The organism is Robinsoniella peoriensis (genome assembly GCF_000797495.1).
Classification (GTDB): Bacteria; Bacillota; Clostridia; order Lachnospirales; family Lachnospiraceae; genus Robinsoniella; species Robinsoniella peoriensis.
Genome location: NZ_JTGN01000001.1, coordinates 817,752 through 837,834, shown reverse-complemented (window position 1 = coordinate 837,834; position 20,083 = coordinate 817,752). Strand labels below are relative to the sequence as shown.

25 protein-coding genes, 1 pseudogene and 1 riboswitch are annotated in these 20,083 nt (G+C 37.6%); of the genes and pseudogenes, 14 read left to right on the top strand and 12 right to left on the bottom strand.

Annotated features, from left to right (window positions below; all coding sequences use genetic code 11):
• Window position 1: 1 nt before the first annotated feature.
• Entirely contained in the window at window positions 2-202 is a 201-nt protein-coding gene (locus QR40_RS03475; RefSeq protein WP_027292004.1) for a hypothetical protein, read from the bottom strand.
• 116 nt (window positions 203-318) lie between these two features.
• Between QR40_RS03475 and QR40_RS32980 the strand changes: the two genes are divergently transcribed.
• Window positions 319-537 carry a helix-turn-helix domain-containing protein gene (locus QR40_RS32980; RefSeq protein ID WP_047833040.1) on the top strand — a complete coding sequence of 73 codons (219 nt, stop codon included), beginning with the start codon at window positions 319-321 and terminating at the stop codon, window positions 535-537.
• Between the two features lie 56 nt (window positions 538-593).
• Here QR40_RS32980 and QR40_RS31670 read toward each other — a convergent pair whose 3' ends face one another.
• Complete coding sequence (locus QR40_RS31670; protein WP_160295766.1) at window positions 594-737, bottom strand: hypothetical protein; 144 nt, start codon at window positions 735-737, stop codon at window positions 594-596.
• A gap of 97 nt (window positions 738-834) precedes the next feature.
• On the opposite strand from QR40_RS31670, the gene QR40_RS03470 reads away from it, so the two are divergent.
• From QR40_RS03470 to QR40_RS03450, 5 genes are all read left to right on the top strand, one after another.
• A complete protein-coding gene (locus QR40_RS03470; RefSeq protein WP_027292003.1) occupies window positions 835-1,053 on the top strand; it encodes a hypothetical protein in 219 nt (72 codons plus the stop codon).
• Window positions 1,054-1,097: 44 nt separating this feature from the next.
• Window positions 1,098-1,301 (top strand): hypothetical protein, encoded by a 204-nt coding sequence (locus QR40_RS03465; protein WP_027292002.1) that lies wholly within the window; start codon window positions 1,098-1,100, stop codon window positions 1,299-1,301.
• A 671-nt stretch (window positions 1,302-1,972) separates the two neighbouring features.
• Window positions 1,973-2,182: a hypothetical protein gene (locus QR40_RS03460; protein WP_027292001.1), complete on the top strand. Its 210-nt coding sequence runs from the start codon at window positions 1,973-1,975 to the stop codon at window positions 2,180-2,182.
• A 236-nt stretch (window positions 2,183-2,418) separates the two neighbouring features.
• Entirely contained in the window at window positions 2,419-3,732 is a 1,314-nt protein-coding gene (locus QR40_RS03455; protein ID WP_044293294.1) for an MATE family efflux transporter, read from the top strand.
• Window positions 3,733-3,763: 31 nt separating this feature from the next.
• Window positions 3,764-4,186 (top strand): GNAT family N-acetyltransferase, encoded by a 423-nt coding sequence (locus QR40_RS03450; RefSeq protein ID WP_044293293.1) that lies wholly within the window; start codon window positions 3,764-3,766, stop codon window positions 4,184-4,186.
• A 107-nt stretch (window positions 4,187-4,293) separates the two neighbouring features.
• Here QR40_RS03450 and QR40_RS03445 read toward each other — a convergent pair whose 3' ends face one another.
• Window positions 4,294-4,704 (bottom strand): DUF3788 domain-containing protein, encoded by a 411-nt coding sequence (locus QR40_RS03445; protein ID WP_027291998.1) that lies wholly within the window; start codon window positions 4,702-4,704, stop codon window positions 4,294-4,296.
• Between the two features lie 96 nt (window positions 4,705-4,800).
• Window positions 4,801-5,436, bottom strand: a complete 636-nt coding sequence (locus QR40_RS03440; RefSeq protein ID WP_044293291.1) for a VanZ family protein — start codon at window positions 5,434-5,436, stop codon at window positions 4,801-4,803.
• 298 nt (window positions 5,437-5,734) lie between these two features.
• Here QR40_RS03440 and QR40_RS03435 point away from each other — a divergent pair, with 298 nt between their 5' ends.
• From QR40_RS03435 to QR40_RS03425, 3 genes are all read left to right on the top strand, one after another.
• A complete protein-coding gene (locus tag QR40_RS03435) occupies window positions 5,735-5,926 on the top strand; it encodes a DUF4177 domain-containing protein (RefSeq protein WP_044293288.1) in 192 nt (63 codons plus the stop codon).
• A 2-nt stretch (window positions 5,927-5,928) separates the two neighbouring features.
• Window positions 5,929-6,273 carry a hypothetical protein gene (locus QR40_RS03430; protein WP_044293286.1) on the top strand — a complete coding sequence of 115 codons (345 nt, stop codon included), beginning with the start codon at window positions 5,929-5,931 and terminating at the stop codon, window positions 6,271-6,273.
• A gap of 132 nt (window positions 6,274-6,405) precedes the next feature.
• Window positions 6,406-7,926: a C40 family peptidase gene (locus QR40_RS03425; RefSeq protein WP_052430670.1), complete on the top strand. Its 1,521-nt coding sequence runs from the start codon at window positions 6,406-6,408 to the stop codon at window positions 7,924-7,926.
• A 63-nt stretch (window positions 7,927-7,989) separates the two neighbouring features.
• Here QR40_RS03425 and QR40_RS03420 read toward each other — a convergent pair whose 3' ends face one another.
• The 5 genes from QR40_RS03420 to QR40_RS03400 form a co-directional block, all read right to left on the bottom strand.
• A complete protein-coding gene (locus QR40_RS03420) occupies window positions 7,990-8,817 on the bottom strand; it encodes an undecaprenyl-diphosphate phosphatase (protein ID WP_044293284.1) in 828 nt (275 codons plus the stop codon).
• A complete protein-coding gene (locus tag QR40_RS03415; RefSeq protein ID WP_044293282.1) occupies window positions 8,817-9,566 on the bottom strand; it encodes an ABC transporter permease in 750 nt (249 codons plus the stop codon). The genes QR40_RS03420 and QR40_RS03415 overlap by 1 nt, the downstream gene beginning before the upstream one ends.
• Window positions 9,559-10,479: an ABC transporter ATP-binding protein gene (locus QR40_RS03410; protein WP_044293281.1), complete on the bottom strand. Its 921-nt coding sequence runs from the start codon at window positions 10,477-10,479 to the stop codon at window positions 9,559-9,561. The genes QR40_RS03415 and QR40_RS03410 overlap by 8 nt, the downstream gene beginning before the upstream one ends.
• A gap of 82 nt (window positions 10,480-10,561) precedes the next feature.
• On the bottom strand, window positions 10,562-11,476 hold the full coding sequence (locus QR40_RS03405; protein ID WP_044293279.1) for a sensor histidine kinase: 915 nt from the start codon (window positions 11,474-11,476) through the stop codon (window positions 10,562-10,564).
• Window positions 11,473-12,174, bottom strand: a complete 702-nt coding sequence (locus QR40_RS03400; protein ID WP_044293526.1) for a response regulator transcription factor — start codon at window positions 12,172-12,174, stop codon at window positions 11,473-11,475. The genes QR40_RS03405 and QR40_RS03400 overlap by 4 nt, the downstream gene beginning before the upstream one ends.
• 381 nt (window positions 12,175-12,555) lie before the next feature.
• Here QR40_RS03400 and QR40_RS03395 point away from each other — a divergent pair, with 381 nt between their 5' ends.
• The 3 genes from QR40_RS03395 to QR40_RS03385 all read left to right on the top strand — a co-directional run bounded on the left by QR40_RS03395 (window position 12,556) and on the right by QR40_RS03385 (window position 16,448).
• Window positions 12,556-13,944 carry an MATE family efflux transporter gene (locus QR40_RS03395; RefSeq protein WP_081998768.1) on the top strand — a complete coding sequence of 463 codons (1,389 nt, stop codon included), beginning with the start codon at window positions 12,556-12,558 and terminating at the stop codon, window positions 13,942-13,944.
• Window positions 13,945-14,093: 149 nt separating this feature from the next.
• On the top strand, window positions 14,094-15,038 hold the full coding sequence (locus QR40_RS03390) for a DHH family phosphoesterase (RefSeq protein ID WP_027291992.1): 945 nt from the start codon (window positions 14,094-14,096) through the stop codon (window positions 15,036-15,038).
• A riboswitch (Fluoride riboswitch) is annotated at window positions 15,032-15,107 on the top strand. (Overlaps the previous gene by 7 nt.)
• A 150-nt stretch (window positions 15,108-15,257) precedes the next feature.
• Window positions 15,258-16,448, top strand: a complete 1,191-nt coding sequence (locus tag QR40_RS03385; RefSeq protein WP_044293278.1) for a cation:proton antiporter — start codon at window positions 15,258-15,260, stop codon at window positions 16,446-16,448.
• Window positions 16,449-16,800: 352 nt separating this feature from the next.
• Here the strand turns inward: QR40_RS03385 and QR40_RS03380 are convergent, their stop codons facing one another.
• Together QR40_RS03380 and QR40_RS03375 are read right to left on the bottom strand one after the other, a co-directional pair.
• Complete coding sequence (locus tag QR40_RS03380; RefSeq protein WP_052377599.1) at window positions 16,801-17,589, bottom strand: ATP-binding protein; 789 nt, start codon at window positions 17,587-17,589, stop codon at window positions 16,801-16,803.
• Between the two features lie 228 nt (window positions 17,590-17,817).
• Complete coding sequence (locus tag QR40_RS03375) at window positions 17,818-18,489, bottom strand: LytR/AlgR family response regulator transcription factor (RefSeq protein WP_044293277.1); 672 nt, start codon at window positions 18,487-18,489, stop codon at window positions 17,818-17,820.
• 189 nt (window positions 18,490-18,678) lie between these two features.
• Between QR40_RS03375 and QR40_RS03370 the strand changes: the two genes are divergently transcribed.
• Both QR40_RS03370 and QR40_RS30670 read left to right on the top strand, forming a co-directional pair.
• Window positions 18,679-19,401: a LytR/AlgR family response regulator transcription factor gene (locus QR40_RS03370; protein ID WP_242858440.1), complete on the top strand. Its 723-nt coding sequence runs from the start codon at window positions 18,679-18,681 to the stop codon at window positions 19,399-19,401.
• A 30-nt stretch (window positions 19,402-19,431) separates the two neighbouring features.
• A pseudogene (locus QR40_RS30670) lies at window positions 19,432-19,596 on the top strand (response regulator); the annotation flags it as partial.
• Between the two features lie 96 nt (window positions 19,597-19,692).
• Here QR40_RS30670 and QR40_RS03365 read toward each other — a convergent pair.
• On the bottom strand, window positions 19,693-19,920 hold the full coding sequence (locus QR40_RS03365; RefSeq protein WP_081820059.1) for a DUF4177 domain-containing protein: 228 nt from the start codon (window positions 19,918-19,920) through the stop codon (window positions 19,693-19,695).
• Window positions 19,921-20,083 lie beyond the last annotated feature (163 nt).

Here is a 20,083-nt window from a genome sequence, read left to right as displayed (position 1 = left end):
TTTAATTATAATCTTTTAAAAAACCTGGTACTTTTCTGCAGAATTCGAATAATTCTTTATCAGAAATATCAGGCGGCATAATTTCCCACAAAAAATCATAATCGTTATCAACTAACTTCCAATGGTAAAGTTCCACCAAAAAAGAAACTCTGCTTGTACCATGTTTAATGTGATTCCTATAGGCTTGCAGATATTCAATCATATGCTCAGTACCTCCCTTATACTATGTAATATATTATATTCTCAAATAAGAATATATTCAAGAATAAGAATATAATTTATGCTAAGTCTATTATTAATTGAAAGGTAGGAATTAGCATGATCGATTTTAAACCATTTTGGGAGACATTGAGAAAATCTGACGAAACATACTATACTTTAACAAATAAGCACAAAATTTCTTTTAGTACCTTAAATAAGCTAAAACACAATAAAGGTATCACCACACAAAAATTGAATGACTTATGCAGAATTTTAAAATGCGATGTGTCAGATATCTGCAGATATGTTCCTTCCGATGAGGATCAGCAACTGTAAAAATAAGTAAACAGGAGAGCAGTCATCAATCTGCTCTCCAAATGAAATATATTTAACTAACAATCCGTATGTATAATTTCTTTTATTCCTCCGACTTTTTCAATTCTCAGCACTTTTACTGACTTTTTTGATTTTTCTTCTCTTTCCAGCATAATCCACTCATCATCCATATCGATTAAAACACCCCTGGCGCTGTACATGACATCTAATAGATACAATCACAACTTGACAATAAAATTATTAGTGGTTATAATAAATATAAAACACAAACATATGTTTGGTAAAAGGACGATTCACATGAGCAAAAAAATGAAACACAAAGATATAAAATTTGAAAATGAGAGTGCAGAGCTGCTGTTTCAGGAAATAGAAAGCCATTATCCATCACTGGATCTTAAGGGGCAGCCACTCTCAGAAGAGCAGGCACTCGCTATGTATTATCATGCAAAAGGTCTTCAAATTCCAGAAATAAACAACAAGCGGTATATTCCAGTCTACAATATAATTGCATGTTAACTCTTTGAGCTACATATTTATGAAAGAAATGGAGATGATAATTTATGACTACCATAAATAATATTCCTTTTGAAAATGAGAATGCAAGACTTCTGTTCGAATTAATCCGTATGTTCTTTCCCAACATGGAATTAAACTGGTCTGGGGAAGAACTATCGGAGAGGGAAGCCTTAAAAATGTACCATAAAGCGTGCCGAAGACTGAAAGTAAAAATCGTCCCATATATAAATAGGAAGATAATGGTGTAACAAAATGTATAATCCCTGGAATCTCAAGATATCCATATGAATCCGGATGTAAAAGAGTCAAAAATGAGGTGCCCCCAATAAGTTGGTTTTTAGTTCTAACTTATTGGGGGCAGTTCAAAACGGCTCTTTTTTATTATTTAAATCTATAAGGGAAAAATTATCAAATTTGCTTTATTGATTGTTAATTCATACTTTAAAGACTACTGGAATAATAGATATTTTATACATAAGTCAAAAAATGTAGACTTTATTTGACGTATGGTATATAATAGGAATTGTGGAAAAAATACACATATTTTTCCTTTTTATGGCTGTAAAATAAAGTCTACATTGTTTGATAATTATATCAAATAAATCAATGTAAGAAATATCATGGCCAATTGTTAAGACAAATCACATATATAGAAGGTAGCTTGGAGAATGGAGGATTATGGATAAAAATTGTTGTAATTGTATTTATTCTTCGTATGGTAAAAAGAAAACAAAAAGATGGTTTTGCCATTTAAAATCCTGGTATGTCAAGAAAAAGGATACTTGCTGCTACTTTAAACTCCTTAATTAGTTAAATATAGCACCAACTTTTATAAAACACTTGTATATAACCTGGACAAATAGCCAATAATGATTTACAATATTAACATTAAAAGTAAATTATATTGGAGGAATTAATCATGGCAAGAGGACAAAGAAAATCAATTGACGATCAGATCGCGGTTATAGACGAACAAATTGCAAAAGTTCAGTCTAAAATGGATGCTTTGTTAGATCAGAAAAAAGCACTGGAACAGAAGAAAAGAGAAGAAGCACTGGGTCAGCTTTATGATATGATTCAGGAAAGCGGGAAATCTATCGAAGATATTCTGACATTGATTACTGACTAGTCACCAGCTTGTATAAAAGTAAGATAAGGAATATAGAATCGCAGAGGCGTACATGTAGTATGTCTCTTTTTTATTAATTGAATCTTGTTTTATTGATTTTGACAGAGTGAGTTTGATTTTTATCTTGTAAATGCTTTTATAATTTGATATACTTCATGTTGTTATCGGGTGAGCACCTACCGTATGCGAGGCTATATTCTTGCATACGTTTTTTTGGCTTTTAGGAGATATCGAAGATGTACAGAGATAAAAATAAAACAGAAAATGTAGCATTTTCATTAATCAAGTTTTGCTTGCCACTTATTTTAAGTGGCATTTTACAGCAGCTTTATAATTGGGCAGATGCTTTTATAGTAGGGAATGTAGTTGGAGAAGAGGCACTTGCAGCAATCGGTTCAACCAGTACTGTCATTAATTTTTTTCTAACTGCAATTACGGGATTTACACTTGGTCTTTCCATTTTATTTGCCCAGAAATTTGGTGGTGGGAAAATGGCCCATATATCAAAAATACTTTCGGTATTTTCTGTGGTAATGGGTGTTGCTTTTTTGGTTGTGCCGGTAATAGGGATGATAGGAGCGTACCGGTTACTTCTTTTGATGAATACGACACAGGATACGATTCATATGGCAAAGGATTATCTGCAGATCATCCTGATTGGTATGCCGATTCTAGCTGTATATAACGTTTATTCCTCAGCGCTTCGGGGGATTGGGAATAGCCGTGCGCCCTTTGGGGCTGTTTTGTGTTCTTCAATTGTGAATGTTATTTTAGATATTGTATTTGTAGGTGTTTTTCATTGGGGTGTTGTCGGTGCGGCTGTCGCAACGGTGGTTTCCCAAGCTGTTATGACAATATTTATCATTTTATACAGCGTGAAGAAATACCCCTGTCTGTGCTTCTCTCTCAAGGAATGGTCATTAAATCGTTTTGTTATAAGGGAGGGGCTTCATTTTGGCATACCGCCTATGATCCAATCCTGTATAAGTTCCCTTGGAGGCCTCATTCTGCAAAATTTCATGAACGGATTCGGAACGCAGACCGTTGCAGCAATAACGACGGCATATCGTGTGGACACAATGATACTTTTGCCAATTATTAATCTTGGATCCGGAATAGCTACCATTGTAGCACAGAATTTTGGAGCTGGAAGAAGAAAACAAATTCCAAAGATTGTATTTGTTGGGACTGCGCTGATGTTATGCGTATCGCTAATGCTGACGTGGCTGGTGGTGGAAACAGGTGGATACTTAATTGCTATGTTTGGAGTAAGTCAGGAGGCAACGGAGATTGGAAAGCAGTTCTTTCGGAGCATTGCTGGTTTTTATGCGGTTTACGGCATTGCAATGTCGATTCGGGGTTATATAGAAGGAATTGGAGATGTACTGTTTTCAAGTATTGCAGGTGGTATTGCATTGATATCACGTATTATATTTTCATATGGCTTTGTCGGACTATGTGGTAATATGATTATTGCATATGCAGAAGCTGGTTCCTGGGGAGTTCTGCTGCTGCTTTATCTGCTGCGCATATTGTGGAAGAAAAGATAACTGATTATAATATGAAAGGAAGCCGGGCATAATGATTACAAAAATTTATATGGAAAGTTTACCGAAAGATGCAAAAGTAATACGGAAAGCAGTTTTTATGGAAGAACAGGGCTTTAAAAATGAATTTGATGAAATAGATGATGAGGCTGCGCATATTGTAATATACAATGAAAAGGAACTGCCAATTGCAACCTGCCGGGTATTTAGGGATACTCAAATAGATTCCTATTGTATCGGACGCCTGGCGGTTCTTAAAGAATACAGAGGAAAGAATATCGGGGGGTATGTAATAAATGAAGCAGAAAAATATGTCTTTGAAAAAGGGGGGCATAGAGTGGACCTTCATGCACAATGCAGAGTAAGCTCTTTTTATCAAAAACTGGGATTTTCCCAATATGGGGGCGTAGATGATGATGAGGGATGCCCTCATATATGGATGAGAAAACTACTTTAATCTGGCTGAGGACAGTGAATTGCTGCTGCAATCCCACAAGCTTGGCACTCACAATATTTGGCGCTGCAGACTTGTAGTGGTGATTACTGAAATTCACACAGATATTTTCATGAACATTTAGCCGATAATATTTTTTGTATATCGTCAAAGTGTTCTTTACATGTGACGCGGTAATGTATCCACCCACCGTCACCACAAGGATATTTATGATCAATATAATCCTGGGTGTATTTTTGCACATTGGCATATATTGTTTGGAACTGTCCGTTCGATAATCTTATCATAACTGTAAAAGCATTATGTTCAGCAAAAATATTGCATAAGAGTTTTTGTTTCTTTTTGTGAGATATACCCCACCCATAATTATTGCCATATGGGAAAGTAACTTTCTGCACGGTGTCATATGTTTTAGACAGCCACTCATTGAGATTGGCAAATAATATTGCATTCTTACCACAATATTCTGTCATTTCTGCTATTGTGGGTATTTCTTGTTTGTTTAACATCCTTTCGTACATAGAAGTACCTCCCGTGAATCTTGTAGTGTTCTTCCATAAAATAGTCATGAAAACGCATCACACAAATGGCTGGAACAGAAGCCATAGTAAATATCATTAACTAATAAAAACAATTACAAAAGCCCATAGCATTATGAAAATGGGCAGAAACCATTCATTTTGTACAGAAGCACAATGTTTGGAAGCGGATTTCATCTTCCCTGGTTTAACAACAAGTCTAAAACACAATAAGCCAACGATTGTTCCAAGTACATTTGCAATCAGGTCATTGATATCTGTGGCTCTGTATAATGTAAATAACTGGCTTATTTCGATGGCAAGTGATAAACCAAAACCAAGCAGTGCTGCATTTTTTATTTGGTTATATGTCTTACTTATGACTGGGCACAGAAATCCTAATGGTATAATACAAAATATATTCAGTATGAATTCTAAGCCGATACCATTTACGAACGGTATCCAGCTAATATTAGGATGAAAAAATGTTTCCCCCAGATTTGTCAGCCTATTGAATTCGCTTATTGTTGGAATGCCAACTATATTATTTAAAACGATACACAGATAATAATACAATAGAACAGAACCAATTGTAATCTTTATTTTTGGCAACTGTTTGTTTCTTCGAAATATCAAGTACAATAATAACCCGGTTACCCCCAATCCCAACAGATACAAGGGTCTTAAACATAGCAAATCCATTATTGCTTCCATAATACTCAATTGATTTTCCATTATAAATGCCCGCTTTCTTTTTTACTATATTTTACAACATGATTATTAAAAAAAGGTTGATATAAACCTGAGTATTTCTGAAGATTTTCTTACGAATTATCATTTTAGGTGTCATTTAGGTGTCATCAAGATTTGATAATGACAACTTTACAAACCGCATATTATGACTTACAATAATAGCAATAAATGTATATTTGTGGTTTTCATCCTTCCGGTTACTGGAAATGTATCCACAACTCTTAGGATCAAATATGTATTTATGATTATCTTAAATTTAATTATAAAGGAGAATAGTCAAATGAAAAAGTATGAATATGTCAATGTAGAATACAAAATGAAAGATATGGTTATGGCATCCATATCAGAACACCGTGAAATTATCGAGAAATATGCGAAGCTGGGTTATAGGTATGCAGGTATGATACCAACGGAGATCAGTGCAAATGGCTGTTTTAGAAAAATAGATTTGATTTTTGAGAAAGAAGAATAGAAATGGAGTCATTTTATAATATTTGTGTAGCATTGTCATTAGGCATCGTGATTGGCTTTTTGTTTGGAGGAATCAAACTGACTACAAAAAGGACATATACAGAAGCGCAAAGCAGAGCAGCCAGAAAATTTATAAATAGAGCGGCTTTTGTATTGAAATATTTTACATTTCTTTTACTTGCCTTAGGTCTGGTTTGGTGTACCTATTTTTTGATTTTGGGCGCCGTCATTCCGGAACAAACGGACTATGCAAACAATGTGTCTGAACTAATTGTATCCGTTCTTACCGTAATTTCAATAATTTTTGCTTTTGTTGAGTTTTTAAGAAGAACCGACGATAAAGATTAGTTATTAGTCTCCTGGGATTTTACAGATAACTGCTGCCTGGACGAAGAAACTGTGAAATGTAATTGACAGATTGACAGATTAAGGCAAAAATGTTAAAATAATGTTGCGGGATGTAATAGAAACGTAATAACTATGAAAAAAATTGTAACGAAAGAGAGGTATGCGATTATTATGAAAAGACGTATGCTGAAAATTGCAGGCCTTCTTGCCATCAGTGTAATGGCATTTGGTGGAATGAGTCTTGTATCAATGGCTGCGAATACCGGGATGGCTCTTGTAGGAGTAGCTGTACACGTAGAAAATGTACAGACAGACACAACAGAAGCGAAAAAAGCAATTCCCTATGATAAGATGGTTATCGCTGATTTAGAAAAAAAAGAAGGCGTGAAACCGGAAGAACAGTATGTGAACATCCGTAAATCTGCAAATGCAGAGGATGGGGAAATTCTGGGAAAACTCTATAATCACAGAGCAGGAGTAATTGTAAAAGAAGAAGGCGACTGGTATCTGATTGAGTCAGGTTCTGTAAAAGGCTATGTGAAGAAAGATCTCGTTGTAAGCGGTGAAAAAGCAGCAGAACTGGCCAGAGAATTTGGCTGGGAAGTGGCAGTAATTAATGCAGAGGTATTAAATGTACGTTTGGAGGCTAGTGAAGATGCTGAAGTTGTTGATACAGCTATGGAATCTGAAGCATACTCCGTTATCTCAGATGCTGGGGATTGGGTAAAAGTACAAATGAGTGACGGACGCGAAGGCTATGTTGCTAAGCAGTATGTTACCTGTGAAGTTAGATTTGATGAGGCAGAATCACTGGAAGAGGAGCAGGCCAGACTGGATGGTGAATGGCAGGCATATCAGAAGGCTCAGGAAGATGCAAGGCTGGCAGCAGAAGAAGCAGCCAAAAAAGAGCAGGAGAAGAATCCTGTGACACAGACGGAAGTTGTGAAACCTGAGACAAATGTTCCAGAGACTGAATCACCAGAAACAAACGCACCCGCAACAGAAACTCCTGAAACAGCTGAAACAAATATCCCGACAACAGAAACTACAGAAACAGCTGCGACAGAAGCATTAGAGACGGAAACAACAGAGACAAATGCACCAGAGACAACTGTACCGGAAACAACTGTACCGGAAACAGAAGCGCCAGAGACAAATGCTCCAGAAACAGAAGCTCCGGAAACAGAAGTACCGGAAACTGCTGAAACGGAAGCGCCGGAGACAGAAACTCCGGTGACAAACACTCCGGAAACAGAAGCACCAGGCAACTCTTCTTCAGATTCATCTAATTCTGGACTTGGAAGCAATATTGCGAACTATGCACTCCAGTTTGTAGGAAACCCATATGTTTGGGGTGGAACTAGTTTGACAAATGGTGCGGATTGTTCAGGATTTGTACAATCTGTAATGGCAAACTTTGGTATTTCTCTTGCACGTGTGGCTGAAGATCAGGCTGCCGGCGGTACGTCAGTATCCCCGGGTAATGAACAGGCAGGCGATCTGGTATTCTATGTTGATGAAAGTGGTTATATTTATCATGTAGCACTTTGCATTGGCGGAGGCCAGGTGGTACATGCAAGTAATCCGACAAGCGGAATTATTGTATCTGGCATGTATTTTGATAGTGTATATGCTATAAAGAGATACATATAAGAAACAATAACAAAAGGAAGGCATCATATCAAAGTTTTGGTATGATGCCTTTTTTAGATCCAGCTAAATCAAACTTGCGAGTACAACAATTCCTAAACCTATCCGATACCATCCAAACACCTTAAAATCATGTTTTTTAATATAGCTCATCAAAAATTTAATAACTGCCAGCGATACGAAAAATGCCACAACCATTCCAACTATTAAAGCCAATATTTCATTTCCCCCAAAATGAAAACCATATTTTAACATCTTAAGTGCACTTAAACCAAACATAACAGGTACTGCAAGGAAAAATGTAAATTCTGCTGCTGCGATTCTGGATACTCCGATCAGTAATGCACCAACAATGGTAGCACCGGAGCGGGATGTGCCGGGAATTATGGATAATACCTGGAATAATCCGATGAGTAAGGCTGTTTGATAAGTAATATCCGACAGGTGAACAACCTTAGGCAATCTTTTTTTATTCCAGTTTTCCACTAAGATAAATGTAATTCCGTAGAAGATTAAAGCGGCTGCAATCACTATGGGAGTGTGCAGGTGTGCATCGATATAATCATCAAACAGAATGGTTACCACTGCACCTGGAATACATGCTACTACAACTTTAAACCACATGGAAAAAGTATCTTTAATAATAATTGGCTGCTTTTTATTTTTAAACTGAAACGGAAACATTTTTTTCCAGAAAACCATTACAACAGCTAAAATAGCACCTAGCTGTATGACTACGAAAAACATTTCTTTAAAAGATTCACTCATGTTCAGAGAGATAAATTCATCTACCAGGAGCATATGTCCGGTACTGCTGATGGGAAGCCATTCCGTGATGCCTTCTATAATACCGAGAAAAATGATTTTTAGTATTTCTATAAAATCCAGTGTCATTATTTAATATCCTCCTTCTGGAAATAGATGTAGGTGGCAGTAAATCCCAGAATTGACACCAGGGTGATGATGCCCACAGAAACCCAAACGGGGTAACCGGTAGCAGCCAGACTTCCCTGCATAAGAAATAGGATGGCTGTCCAGGGATATAATGCACCAAGATCCTGATTTGACAAAGCAGCGTTTCCCATAATGACGGCAGCTGATATGATCAACGGGACAACCAGGCTTTTTGTTTTCTCGGCAAGGAATGTAAAAGGTGTTATAGTTAAAAACATCAGTATTGTACTGGACATCATTTTTCCCAGATAAATCAGGGCAATATGAAATTGAAATTCTGCAATACCAAACACGGAATGATACAGGAGCGCCAAGAGAAAAGCAGAACCCCAGGAGAAAAAGGACAAAACTATCATCCAGATAAATAAAATGCAGAACTTACTGGTTAAAAATGATGTTTTTGAAACCGGTATTGGTAATATATTTTTCAAAGTCTTCTCTGTATATTCCCGGCTGAACAGGTAGGAGGCTATAATTATATAGACCAACAGATTCATTAGAATAATAGTATAGAGCAGCAGACTGTCATAGATATCCGCCAGAGTAAACATTTTTTCAGGGTGTTCGAAATGTGTCTGCAGACATTCCAGCAGCAGCATGCCCGGTGCTGCTAGGGCTCCCAGAATACTGATCAAAAGCATTTTGGAACGTTTAAGCTTTAATATTTCACAGTAAATCAGATCAACCAATTCCGCCACCTCCAATCAAATTTGAAAAATAATCCTCTAGTTTTTCTTCACTAATGTTGACTTTTGTTACAAGTAAGCCATTTTCCACAAACGACCGGTTTATTTCTCCCCGTCTGTTAATACATTCAAAAATCCGGATCGTATGATTATCGCATACGGAATAGTCATTAACAGCATGATGCCGTTCCAGTAACAGAGAAGCAGTATTTACATCAGAAACAATAAATTCCACATATTGGCGGTTTCGCTTGTGCAGTTCTTCCATGGAGACCTCTTCCAGTAAGTGTCCCTCATGCATAACACCAATAATATCAGCTAACTGTTCAATTTCACTTAGAACATGGCTGGAAAGAAATATAGTGGTTCCTTTTTTGCTCAGTTCCAGCAGAAAATTCCGAATCTCATGTATTCCGATTGGATCCAGTCCATTCACCGGTTCGTCCAGGATGAGCAGGCAGGGGTCGTGCATGATTGCGGCAGCAATGCCCAGTCTTTGTTTCATTCCTAATGAATAGTTGGAAAATGGTTTGTTGATTTCTTTTTCAAGTCCAACTAATTTAAGGGCATGCTCTGCGGTGTCTTTGCGGTGCCTTCCCCGCAGGCGGGCCAGCAGATGTAGATTTTCCCGGGCGGTTAAATTATCATAGAATCCGGGAGTTTCGATAATATTTCCGATGTTGCGGTAAGTTTTGCTGGGATTTTTTTTATAATCATTGCCAAACAGCAGGATTTCTCCGGATGTTGGCTGTACCAGATTCAAAAGCATTCGCATGGTTGTAGTTTTTCCGGCGCCGTTTCTGCCAAGTAAACCATAAATTTTGCCCTGGGGTACATGCAGATTTACATTATCCACGAGAAGTTGATTACCAAATTGTTTTGTCAGCCCGATTGTTTGTATCATATAGTTGTTCATTTGTTTGACTCCTTTCTGAAGTTTATTTTACCATCCAAAGCTGACAGGGGCCTTTATCAGATCTTACTTTTTTCTTACTTCATTACGGGATTTCCGTTAGCGCCGGCAGAGTGACTTGAAAGCATGTTCCCAGGGTCTGTGAACTGGTTACATTTATTTCACCATGTAAAGCTTCTGCCAGTTCCTTTGTAATGGCAAGCCCCAGTCCGCTTCCTTTGCCTGAACGGGCATGGTCACCCTTATATAAACGGTCAAAAATGTAGGGTAATTGCTCAGGAGGAATATGGCTGCCGTCATTTATAACTGTAATAAGCACTTTTTCGATACGGGGCTCAACAATTATTGAAATGCAGGTACAATGCCCATGGTGGATTGCATTTTGAATAAGATTATTGATTATACGTTTATATGCCATACTGTCAGTAGATATCAGTAAATCATCATCACTGATCTGGGCCCTGACCTCTATGTTTTCTTTTTCCAAACCAGGAAGCCATTCTATAATTATTTCCCGCGTCAGTTCATTGATGTCTACAGTGTCAAAATGGAATTGCTGCTCTTTTGAATTGAGTTTAAACCATTCAAAAAGCATATCAACATAGGATTTCAAATCATTCGCCTTTCGATATGCCACAGTAATATATTCCTGTTGTTCTGTTTTATTCTCCATCCCATTTTCCAGAGCTTCCAGATAGCCAAGCAATGATGCAAGAGGGGTCCTTACATCATGGGAGAGACTGGTTAAGATCTGTTTTTTTGCTTCATCTACTTTATTCAGATAGGTAATTCTCTTTTTATTTGTTTCTATAATCTCATTTAACTCATAGCCGATATCAGACATGATTCCGGAACCTTTGGTAAAAATCTTTTCTTGTTTGCCCTGGGAAACAGCTTGAAGAATGGAAAGCCAGTCTTCCGTCTGTTTCCTAAGACGGCTAATATAAAGAAACTGTTTAAAGCATAAGAGAAGCAAAAGGAAAATCACAAATCCTGTCATAACGAATCACCGCCAAACTTATATCCCACACCCCAGATTGTTAAAATATAAGTCGGCTTTTCAGGGCAGGGTTCTATTTTTTTACGTAATCTGCGGATGTGTACCATAATATTATTATCGTCAAAAGCATATTCATCATCCCAAACTGCGCGGTAAATCTGTTTTTTAGTAAATACCTTGCCCCTGTTGCAGGCGAAGAAATACAAAAGATCAAATTCTTTAGCGGTCAGGTCAATGACAGTGTTGTTTTGGCGCACTTCATGTGCAGCCGGATCAATATGGAGACTGCCAATATCCAATACGGGATCTGCCAGTTCCATGGAAGAATTAAATAAGGTGTACCTTCGTAAAAGTGATTCAACACGGGCAATAAATTCATTATTGCTGAACGGTTTTGTGATGTAGTCATCCGCACCCATACGCAGTCCGGATACTTTGTCTATCTCGCTGTCTTTGGCAGTCAGCATCAGGATAGGTACATGGCTTGTTTTTCTGATTTCAGTCAAAACTTCAAAGCCGCTTTTTTGGGGAAGCATAACATCCAGTACTATCAACTGGTATTCCAAATGTATTGCTTCGGCCAGTCCGCTTTCTCCATCATGGCGGAGCGTTACCTGGTTACCTTCGGCGGTTAAGTTTTTTTTCAGTAACAGACACAGATCTTTATCGTCATCAATTATTAGTATTTTGCTATTCATTTTATACTGTCCTCCCTGTAATTTTTCGGAATTCATCAGATTACATCTGATTGATACATGATTGTAATGCCTTTGTATGAATTTTCGAACAGGCTGCTTTTGCTGTTTATTATATTTCGCATGTGGAAAATAAACAAGGTAATAAATAAAAAAATAAAACCGTTTTATCTGAGGCATTTGGAAATAATCATCTTGACTTTTTGACAGGCGCAATGATAAAATAATAATAATCGAGTGGCAGAAGCGTAAATCCAGATTTGGGTTTGCGCTTTTTTGTCGTTGATTTATATTGCAGAATGAAATCCGGAATAAATTCTGCGGAACAGCAGGTTGTGGCAGCTTTCCTGAAAAGTCTCCAAATAAAAATAATGGAGGATAATAATGGAGGAAAAAGTAACAATGAACAAAATGGGTACGGAGCCGGTAAATGGACTGATGATTAAAATGGGAGTTCCCATGATTATATCCATGGTTCTGCAGGCATTGTATAATGTAGTGGACAGCTATTTCGTATCGAATATGAAGGATACGGCTGAAATTACCGGCATGGGGGAATATGCGGTTAATGCACTTACCCTGGCATTCCCCGTTCAGATGCTTATGGTTGCAATTGGTGTAGGCACCGGCGTGGGAATCAATGCGCTGCTGGCAAAGAGCCTTGGAGAGGGGAATCGTAAAAAGGCCAGCCGGATTGCGGGAAATGCAATATTTTTAGGTCTCTGTACCTTTCTTGTTTTTTTGATCTTTGGTTTATTTGGTGTAAATGCCTATCTTCATTCCCAGACGACAGACCCGATTATACTGGAAATGGGGCAATCCTATCTTAGCATTTGTACTATCTGGTCCTTTGGAATCATAATGTACACTATTTATGAAAAACTGCTTCAGGCGACAGGAAGGACGACGCTGACTACCGTGGCTCAGGTAGCAGGGGCACTGGTGAATATTGTTTTAGATCCGATTATGATTTTTGGATATTGGGGATGCCCTGAAATGGGAATTAGCGGAGCCGCATATGCAACCATAATCGGCCAGACGGTATCCTTCCTGATGGATGCTATTTTCCATTATGTATTTAACAAAGATATTGATCCGAGTCCCAGATATATAAAACCCAAGGGTGCAATTATCAACGAAATTTATAAGGTGGGCTTACCGGCAATTATAATGCAGGCCCTGATGTCATTTATGACATATGGTGTAAATATTATCTTTGGAGCAGTTTCCAGTGCGGCAGTTACGGCATATGGTGTCTATTATAAAATCCAGCAATTTGTATTTTTTGCTGCTTTTGGAATGAACAACGCATTAATACCAATTATATCATTTAATTATGGAAAACGGGACCGGAAAAGAGTGGATGAAGGAATTAAATATGGCATGTTATATACGCTGCTGATCATGGTTGTGGGATTGCTGGGGCTTCAGATCTTTGCAAATCCGTTATCCGGTGTATTTTCAGTGGCACCGGAAACACAAAAACTATGTGTGATCGCAGTTCGCATCGTGACCCTTGGGTATTTGTTTGCAGGTGCAAATATTGCATATCAGGGGATTTTTCAGGCATTGGGCTGTGGCATTAGATCTTTGATTCTTTCGCTGCTGCGGTTAATAGTAGTTGCGTTACCGCTGGCATGGCTGTTCACAAAATTTGCAAATGCCCCGGTTCTGATCTGGGTATCTTTCCCGGTTGCAGAAGGTGTAGCCTTATTGGCAGGGATCCTGTTTATGAAACAGATTTCTGATCAACAGCTGAAAGGTCTGCTATAGGGTTTCGAAATAATAGTTGTTATAAAATTTAATCTCAAAATAAAGGTTATATCTATCCATTTTGTAAATTACATGCTATGATAGGAGATATAAAATCTAAAGAGTATACGACTATCTATACACGTATACAGATGAAGGAGCTGAATAGTATGAGACTGGTAACACGTTCCGACTTTGATGGTTTGGTTTGTGGTGCGCTGCTTAAAGAAGCAGGAATTATTGATCATTGGAAGTTTGCACATCCCAAAGATCTTCAGGATGGTCTGGTGGAAATCAGAGAGGATGACTGCCTTGCCAATGTACCTTATGTAGAGGGGTGTGGGTTGTGGTTTGACCATCATTCCAGTGAATTTGAGAGAAACGAGCTGGAAGGCAAATATAAAGGGGAAAGCCGTATAGCCCCATCTTGTGCAAGAATAATTTATGATTACTATGGAGGGAATGAAAGGTTTTCCCATTTTAATGAGATGATGGAAGCGGTAGATAAGGTGGATTCAGGTAATTTGACAATTGATGAAATCCAGAATCCCAAAGGCTGGATACTAATTGGTTTTCTGATGGATCCAAGGACCGGTTTAGGCCGTTGGAGAAATTTTACTATTTCCAATTATCAATTAATGGAAAAGCTGATCGATGCCTGCCGAACCATGGATACAGAGGAAATTTTAAGTCTGTCAGATGTAAAAGAGAGAATTGAAGTTTATTTTGAACAGACGGCTAAATTCAAAGAAATGATAGAGGCGCATACCAGAGTGGAAAAGGATGTAATTATATCAGATCTGAGAGGTGTGGATCCTATATATACGGGAAATCGTTTCCTAATTTACAGCATGTATCCGCAACAGAATATCTCAGCCTGGATTGTTAATGGAAAAGGCGGTAAAGGGTGCTCAGCTGCAGTTGGCTACAGCATTCTGAACCGTACTTCCGATATCGATGTAGGAAGCCTGATGTTGAAATACGGAGGCGGTGGACATAAAGCGGTTGGAACCTGCCAGTTCAGTGATGACAGCATGGATGAGCTGCTTCCTAAAATGCTGGATGAGTTGGTGAATCATAGAGAAACAGGCTCTAATATTCACAATAGAAAATAAACGGGAATGAGGTTCTCCCCAGGTACAACAATACCTAAACTGCTATTAGCTGATGACTTCTGTTTTAGGACAGAAGTGTCAGCTTTTTTATGTGCAGAAACCTGAATGGCAGAGGTGCAATGAGAAAAAAGCCGGCAAAATTATTTATCCGGCGCAGAGGAAACATCGTTTAAAGTTTCAAAATAGTAATAAAAAAATAAAAATACAGGAGAGAATATTATGTTGACAAGTTTAGCTTTTATTTTTCTATTGGGAATGCTGCTTAGTTCTATTCTTAAAAAACTAAGGCTGCCGGGTTTGCTCGGCATGCTGATTACCGGAATTGTGTTAGGTCCGTATGTACTTAATCTGTTAGATCCCTCTATTTTGAGTATATCCGCAGATCTAAGACAAATTGCCCTGATTATTATTCTGACAAGGGCGGGGTTATCTTTAGATATCAATGATCTGAAGAAAGTGGGGCGTCCTGCGATCCTGATGTGTTTTGTTCCGGCGTGCTGCGAGATTGCGGGAATGATTCTGCTTGCACCGGGGCTTTTGGGAATTTCTGTGCTGGATGCAGCTATTATGGGGGCCGTTGTGGCAGCTGTGTCTCCGGCCGTAATTGTTCCGAAAATGCTGATGCTCATGGAGAAAGGTTACGGCAGAGAGAACAGAATACCGCAGCTTATTATGGCTGGAGCTTCTGTGGATGATGTATTTGTTATCGTCTTGTTTACCGCGTTTACCGGGCTTGCACAGGGGGAAAGTATCTCGGCTGCCAGTTTTGCACAGGTTCCGGTGTCAATACTTACCGGGATGATTGCCGGTGTTGGTACCGGAATGATACTGGCAGTCCTGTTTGCCAGACTGCATATCAGGGATTCGGGAAAAGTAGTAGTGCTGCTCAGCATTTCTTTTTTAATGGTGGCACTGGAAAATGTGCTAAAGGGAGTAATACCGTTCTCAGGTTTGCTGGCTGTTATGAGTATGGGAATTGCACTTCAAAAGAAGCGCCGTGTTGTAGCGGAAAGATTGTCGGTGAAATACTCAAAATTATGGGTGGCGGCGGAGATTCTGCTGTTTGTGCTGGTTGGGGCAAGCGTGGATGTGAGCTATGCACTGGCAGCAGGCGCATCGGCAGTTTTACTGATTTTTGGCGTATTGTTATTTCGAATGGCAGGGGTATTTCTGTGTATGCTGAAAACGAAATTGTCCGGTAAAGAACGGCTGTTCTGTATGATTGCCTACATGCCGAAAGCAACTGTGCAGGCAGCGATTGGAGGCGTACCTCTGGCATTGGGACTGGGATGCGGTAAAATTGTTTTGACTGTTGCAGTGCTTGCTATTTTGATAACGGCGCCCCTTGGAGCCTTTGGCGTTGACGTGGCTTACCGGAAACTGCTCCCCCAGACACATGACGAAATGTAGCTGAGAGTAATTTGTGGAATTAAAAAAGAACCGTGAATGGTTCTTTTTTTAATGATGGTGCATTTATCTTTTAAAATCGTGGTTCATAATAGCAGCAAGAATCTTTCATACTTACATATCCTATCTTCAAGTGACAGAACCATTTCTTTACTTTTTTTATATTTAAGGTGGAATATCGACAATTGCAGCAACACTTACACATAACAAACACTCCTTTAATATTATGTAATTATTCCGATTATTAACACAACACTGCATTTTGAGTCTACACTAAGTAGATATGTAAGAATATTTGGCATAGGATAAAAAATTTCAATAATTTCGTAAATATGAAAAATAATGGCGTATCAAATTATTTAGTTTCTAATTTTATAATAAAACGATAAGGATCTGTCACTACCTCAAAAATCGGTTTCTCCCATCCTTGTTCTTTCCATGCTTCAATTATTTTACCTATTCCACTGCCAGCCCGGTCCCCGATACCAATCTTACTAAACATTTTAAAAATTGTAGGATTTCTTGGGTCACTTACGCCGCCTGAAAGCATTTCCTCTTTTGAAATTAGGAGTCTTCCCGGATTTGAGATGGAAAGAGAATCAACTTTTTTCCTAATAACAACGCCTTGCCGCCCATAATAATCAGCGTGGATTACTGCATTAGCCAAGGATTCATTTAAGGCATTTTTAATTTTCATTTTACTGCTTTCATTTTTGGCTTTATGAACTGCAAAGCCATTATTGTTTTGAGATAAGAGTAATTGTAGAACATTTTGATAAAAATCAAATATATTTCCACTAAAAGTACTATCATCAGAAGTCAATCTATATGACCAGCTTTTATTTTTAGATGCTGTTTCTTCTCTATAATCCAAGAAATAGTTAGGAAATTCTTCCCGGATATATGACTCTTTTCCAAACATAAGTAAACCGGCAACTGTAGGAACATATTTTTCTCTTTTATTTGGTTTTAATGCAGATAAATTAATTAGAAAATCTTTTGTAAGCAGTTTTAAGTAAGCAGATTCTGGAGATTTATTCTGTAATATACAACGATATCGCTCTATAGTATCTTGAGAGAATACTGATATATCCATTTTTTCAATTATTGCATCATCATATGGCATTTTTCTACCTTCTATCATTTTAATTTCCTCTTTTTTGAAGTTTCCTTTTTGTGATTTTACCAGATAAAATATAGTCTAGCATATTTAATTTAAAGGATCAATTCAAGAATGTTTCAAGAATTATTCAAAAAAGTTTCAAGATTAAGATAATAGTACGGTTAAATTGTAGCTCGTCCAGGTGTTCATCACCCAACTCTTTTAAGTGCACAGTATTCCATGGCGGGTTTCTCGCAGATGACAGATTTTTTATCTTGTAAATGCTCTGTTTACCTCTTTTAAATATCGTCTGCTAATAGGAATCATATTTCCATTTTTCAAAATGAATCCATATCTGTTATATTCTTTGACATAGTTCAGGTTAACAATGTAACTGTTGTGGCAACGTATAAAAAATGCTGGTTCCAACTGTGGATGTAACTCCGGTAAACTCGATGTTGTACTAACTGTCTCAGTTGTACTCACTACGTGGGTAATTCTCCTGACCCGCTCTAAATATTGGATATTATTAGGTATGAGTATTATCTTATGATTCTTTATTGGGACAATTAATCTTTTCTTTCGAATTTGTTTTTTTCGCTGGACCTGTTTCTCCAGTATAAATGGGAGGGAATTTTCTAATTCTTTTTGTAATCCTCTGGAACGAAAATCTACAAAATTGGTCAGAAAAACAAATGACGTTCGACAGCATATATTTTTTATTTCTTTAGCCATGCCCATACTATCAACGTCAGGGGCAGAGTCCATAAAAAGTAAATCCAAATCAAACATTTCATTTAATATAAAAAAGTAAAGGTCTTTTATATTTGAAAATTCATAGATTTTGAATATTATATTTTGTGGGGCTAAATATTTCGCTACTATTTCTTTGACTGATTGAATCACACTTATATCATTATTACATAAACCAATCCGAAACATATATTTTCTTTATCCTCACTTTTTTAGTTATTTTAAACTATATAAAAGAATAGCAAATTTCTACTAAAAATGTTCCAATTGGCCTGAAATGTATGAAATTTCTGCCTGAAATGTTAAATCGTGCTGGATTATAGAAAAAACTTATGTTAAACTAATATGAATTTTTAGATAATCATGGAGGTAAAGAATTTGAAAATTGCAATTTGTGACGATGATTCATTAGAGCTTTTCCACATTTCGTCCATTTTAGACCGATACAGGCTTGAAAAGAAAGTGCCTGTTAAATACAAGACTTTTCAAAGTGCAACAGAATTACTTGTCACGATGAAGGCGATGGAATATGAGATAATCTTTTTAGATATACTGATGCCTGGTGTCAATGGGATCCAGACCGCAACGGAAATTCGTCAGGCAAACAATGATGTGAAAATCATATTTCTTACCTCCACTCCGGAGTTTGCCTTTGAAAGTTATGCGGTTAAGGCAAATGACTATTTATTAAAGCCCGCTTCACCGGAAAAACTATTTCCCATACTGGATACCTTGTTATCAGAGGAGCAAAATCCTCAAGAGGGCATTACTCTAAAAACAAAAAAAGGTATTGTGCGTATTTTATTCTCAAACCTGGCATTTGTTGAAGTTATGAGTAAGAAGCTCTATTTTCATCTGTCAAATGGCGATATCCGGGAAGTAACCGCTTCGCTATCGGAGGTTGAGGATAAACTCTTGTGCAGATCTGATTTTATTAAAGTGCATAGATCTTACATTGTCAACTTATGGCAGATAGGCACACTTACCCCAAAAGAACTTGTTACCCACGCAGGCAGAACCATACCTGTTTCACGTCTGCTTTATGCGCAGGTACGGGAGATATATATGGAACACTTGTTTGAAGTGAAGGGGGTAGAGTAATATAGCTGTGGCTGCATCACGTGAAGGTCAGATGCAAAAGTAATACCAATTATTGCGATGACGGCAAATGCCTTTGATGAAGATGTGCAGAAGAGTATGGAGGCAGGAATGTCGGCACATCTGGCAAAACCCATAGAACCTATGGTGTTGTTTCAAACGCTATATGATTTTATATCTGCGTCAGAAGAATCCTGAATATGTTATAGAGTGAGAAACCCCTTTGGGCTGGTGAGAAATCACCAGTCCTTTTTCCTGTGTAAATTCTTTAGACAATAGAAGCATGCTCTTGAATCAACACGCTTCTATGATTTCCCGCTCAAATACAAAGACATAATAGCCGGGCAATTGACCTCCATTATTCAGATCAGAAAATTCTGTGAGCAGCCGCCAATCCTGAGATGCATATTCATTTAACAGAGCTTCTAAATCATCAAATTCCTGTTCTTTTTGTTTTTTACTGCCGCAGTCTTTTAAGATTTCTTTTCTTACCAGTTTATATTCGTGCATCTTATTCTCCATAAATATTATGTTTTTCAAACAGTGACTAATGATAGTATATACATTTGGAGGGATTTTATTAATGAAGTACCTATTCTATTGAAAATATATCTTTCTGCTTTTGCAGGTATTCAATTAAAAAATTTAATTTAAAATCCCTGCCTTCTATAGTATAATAAATCCA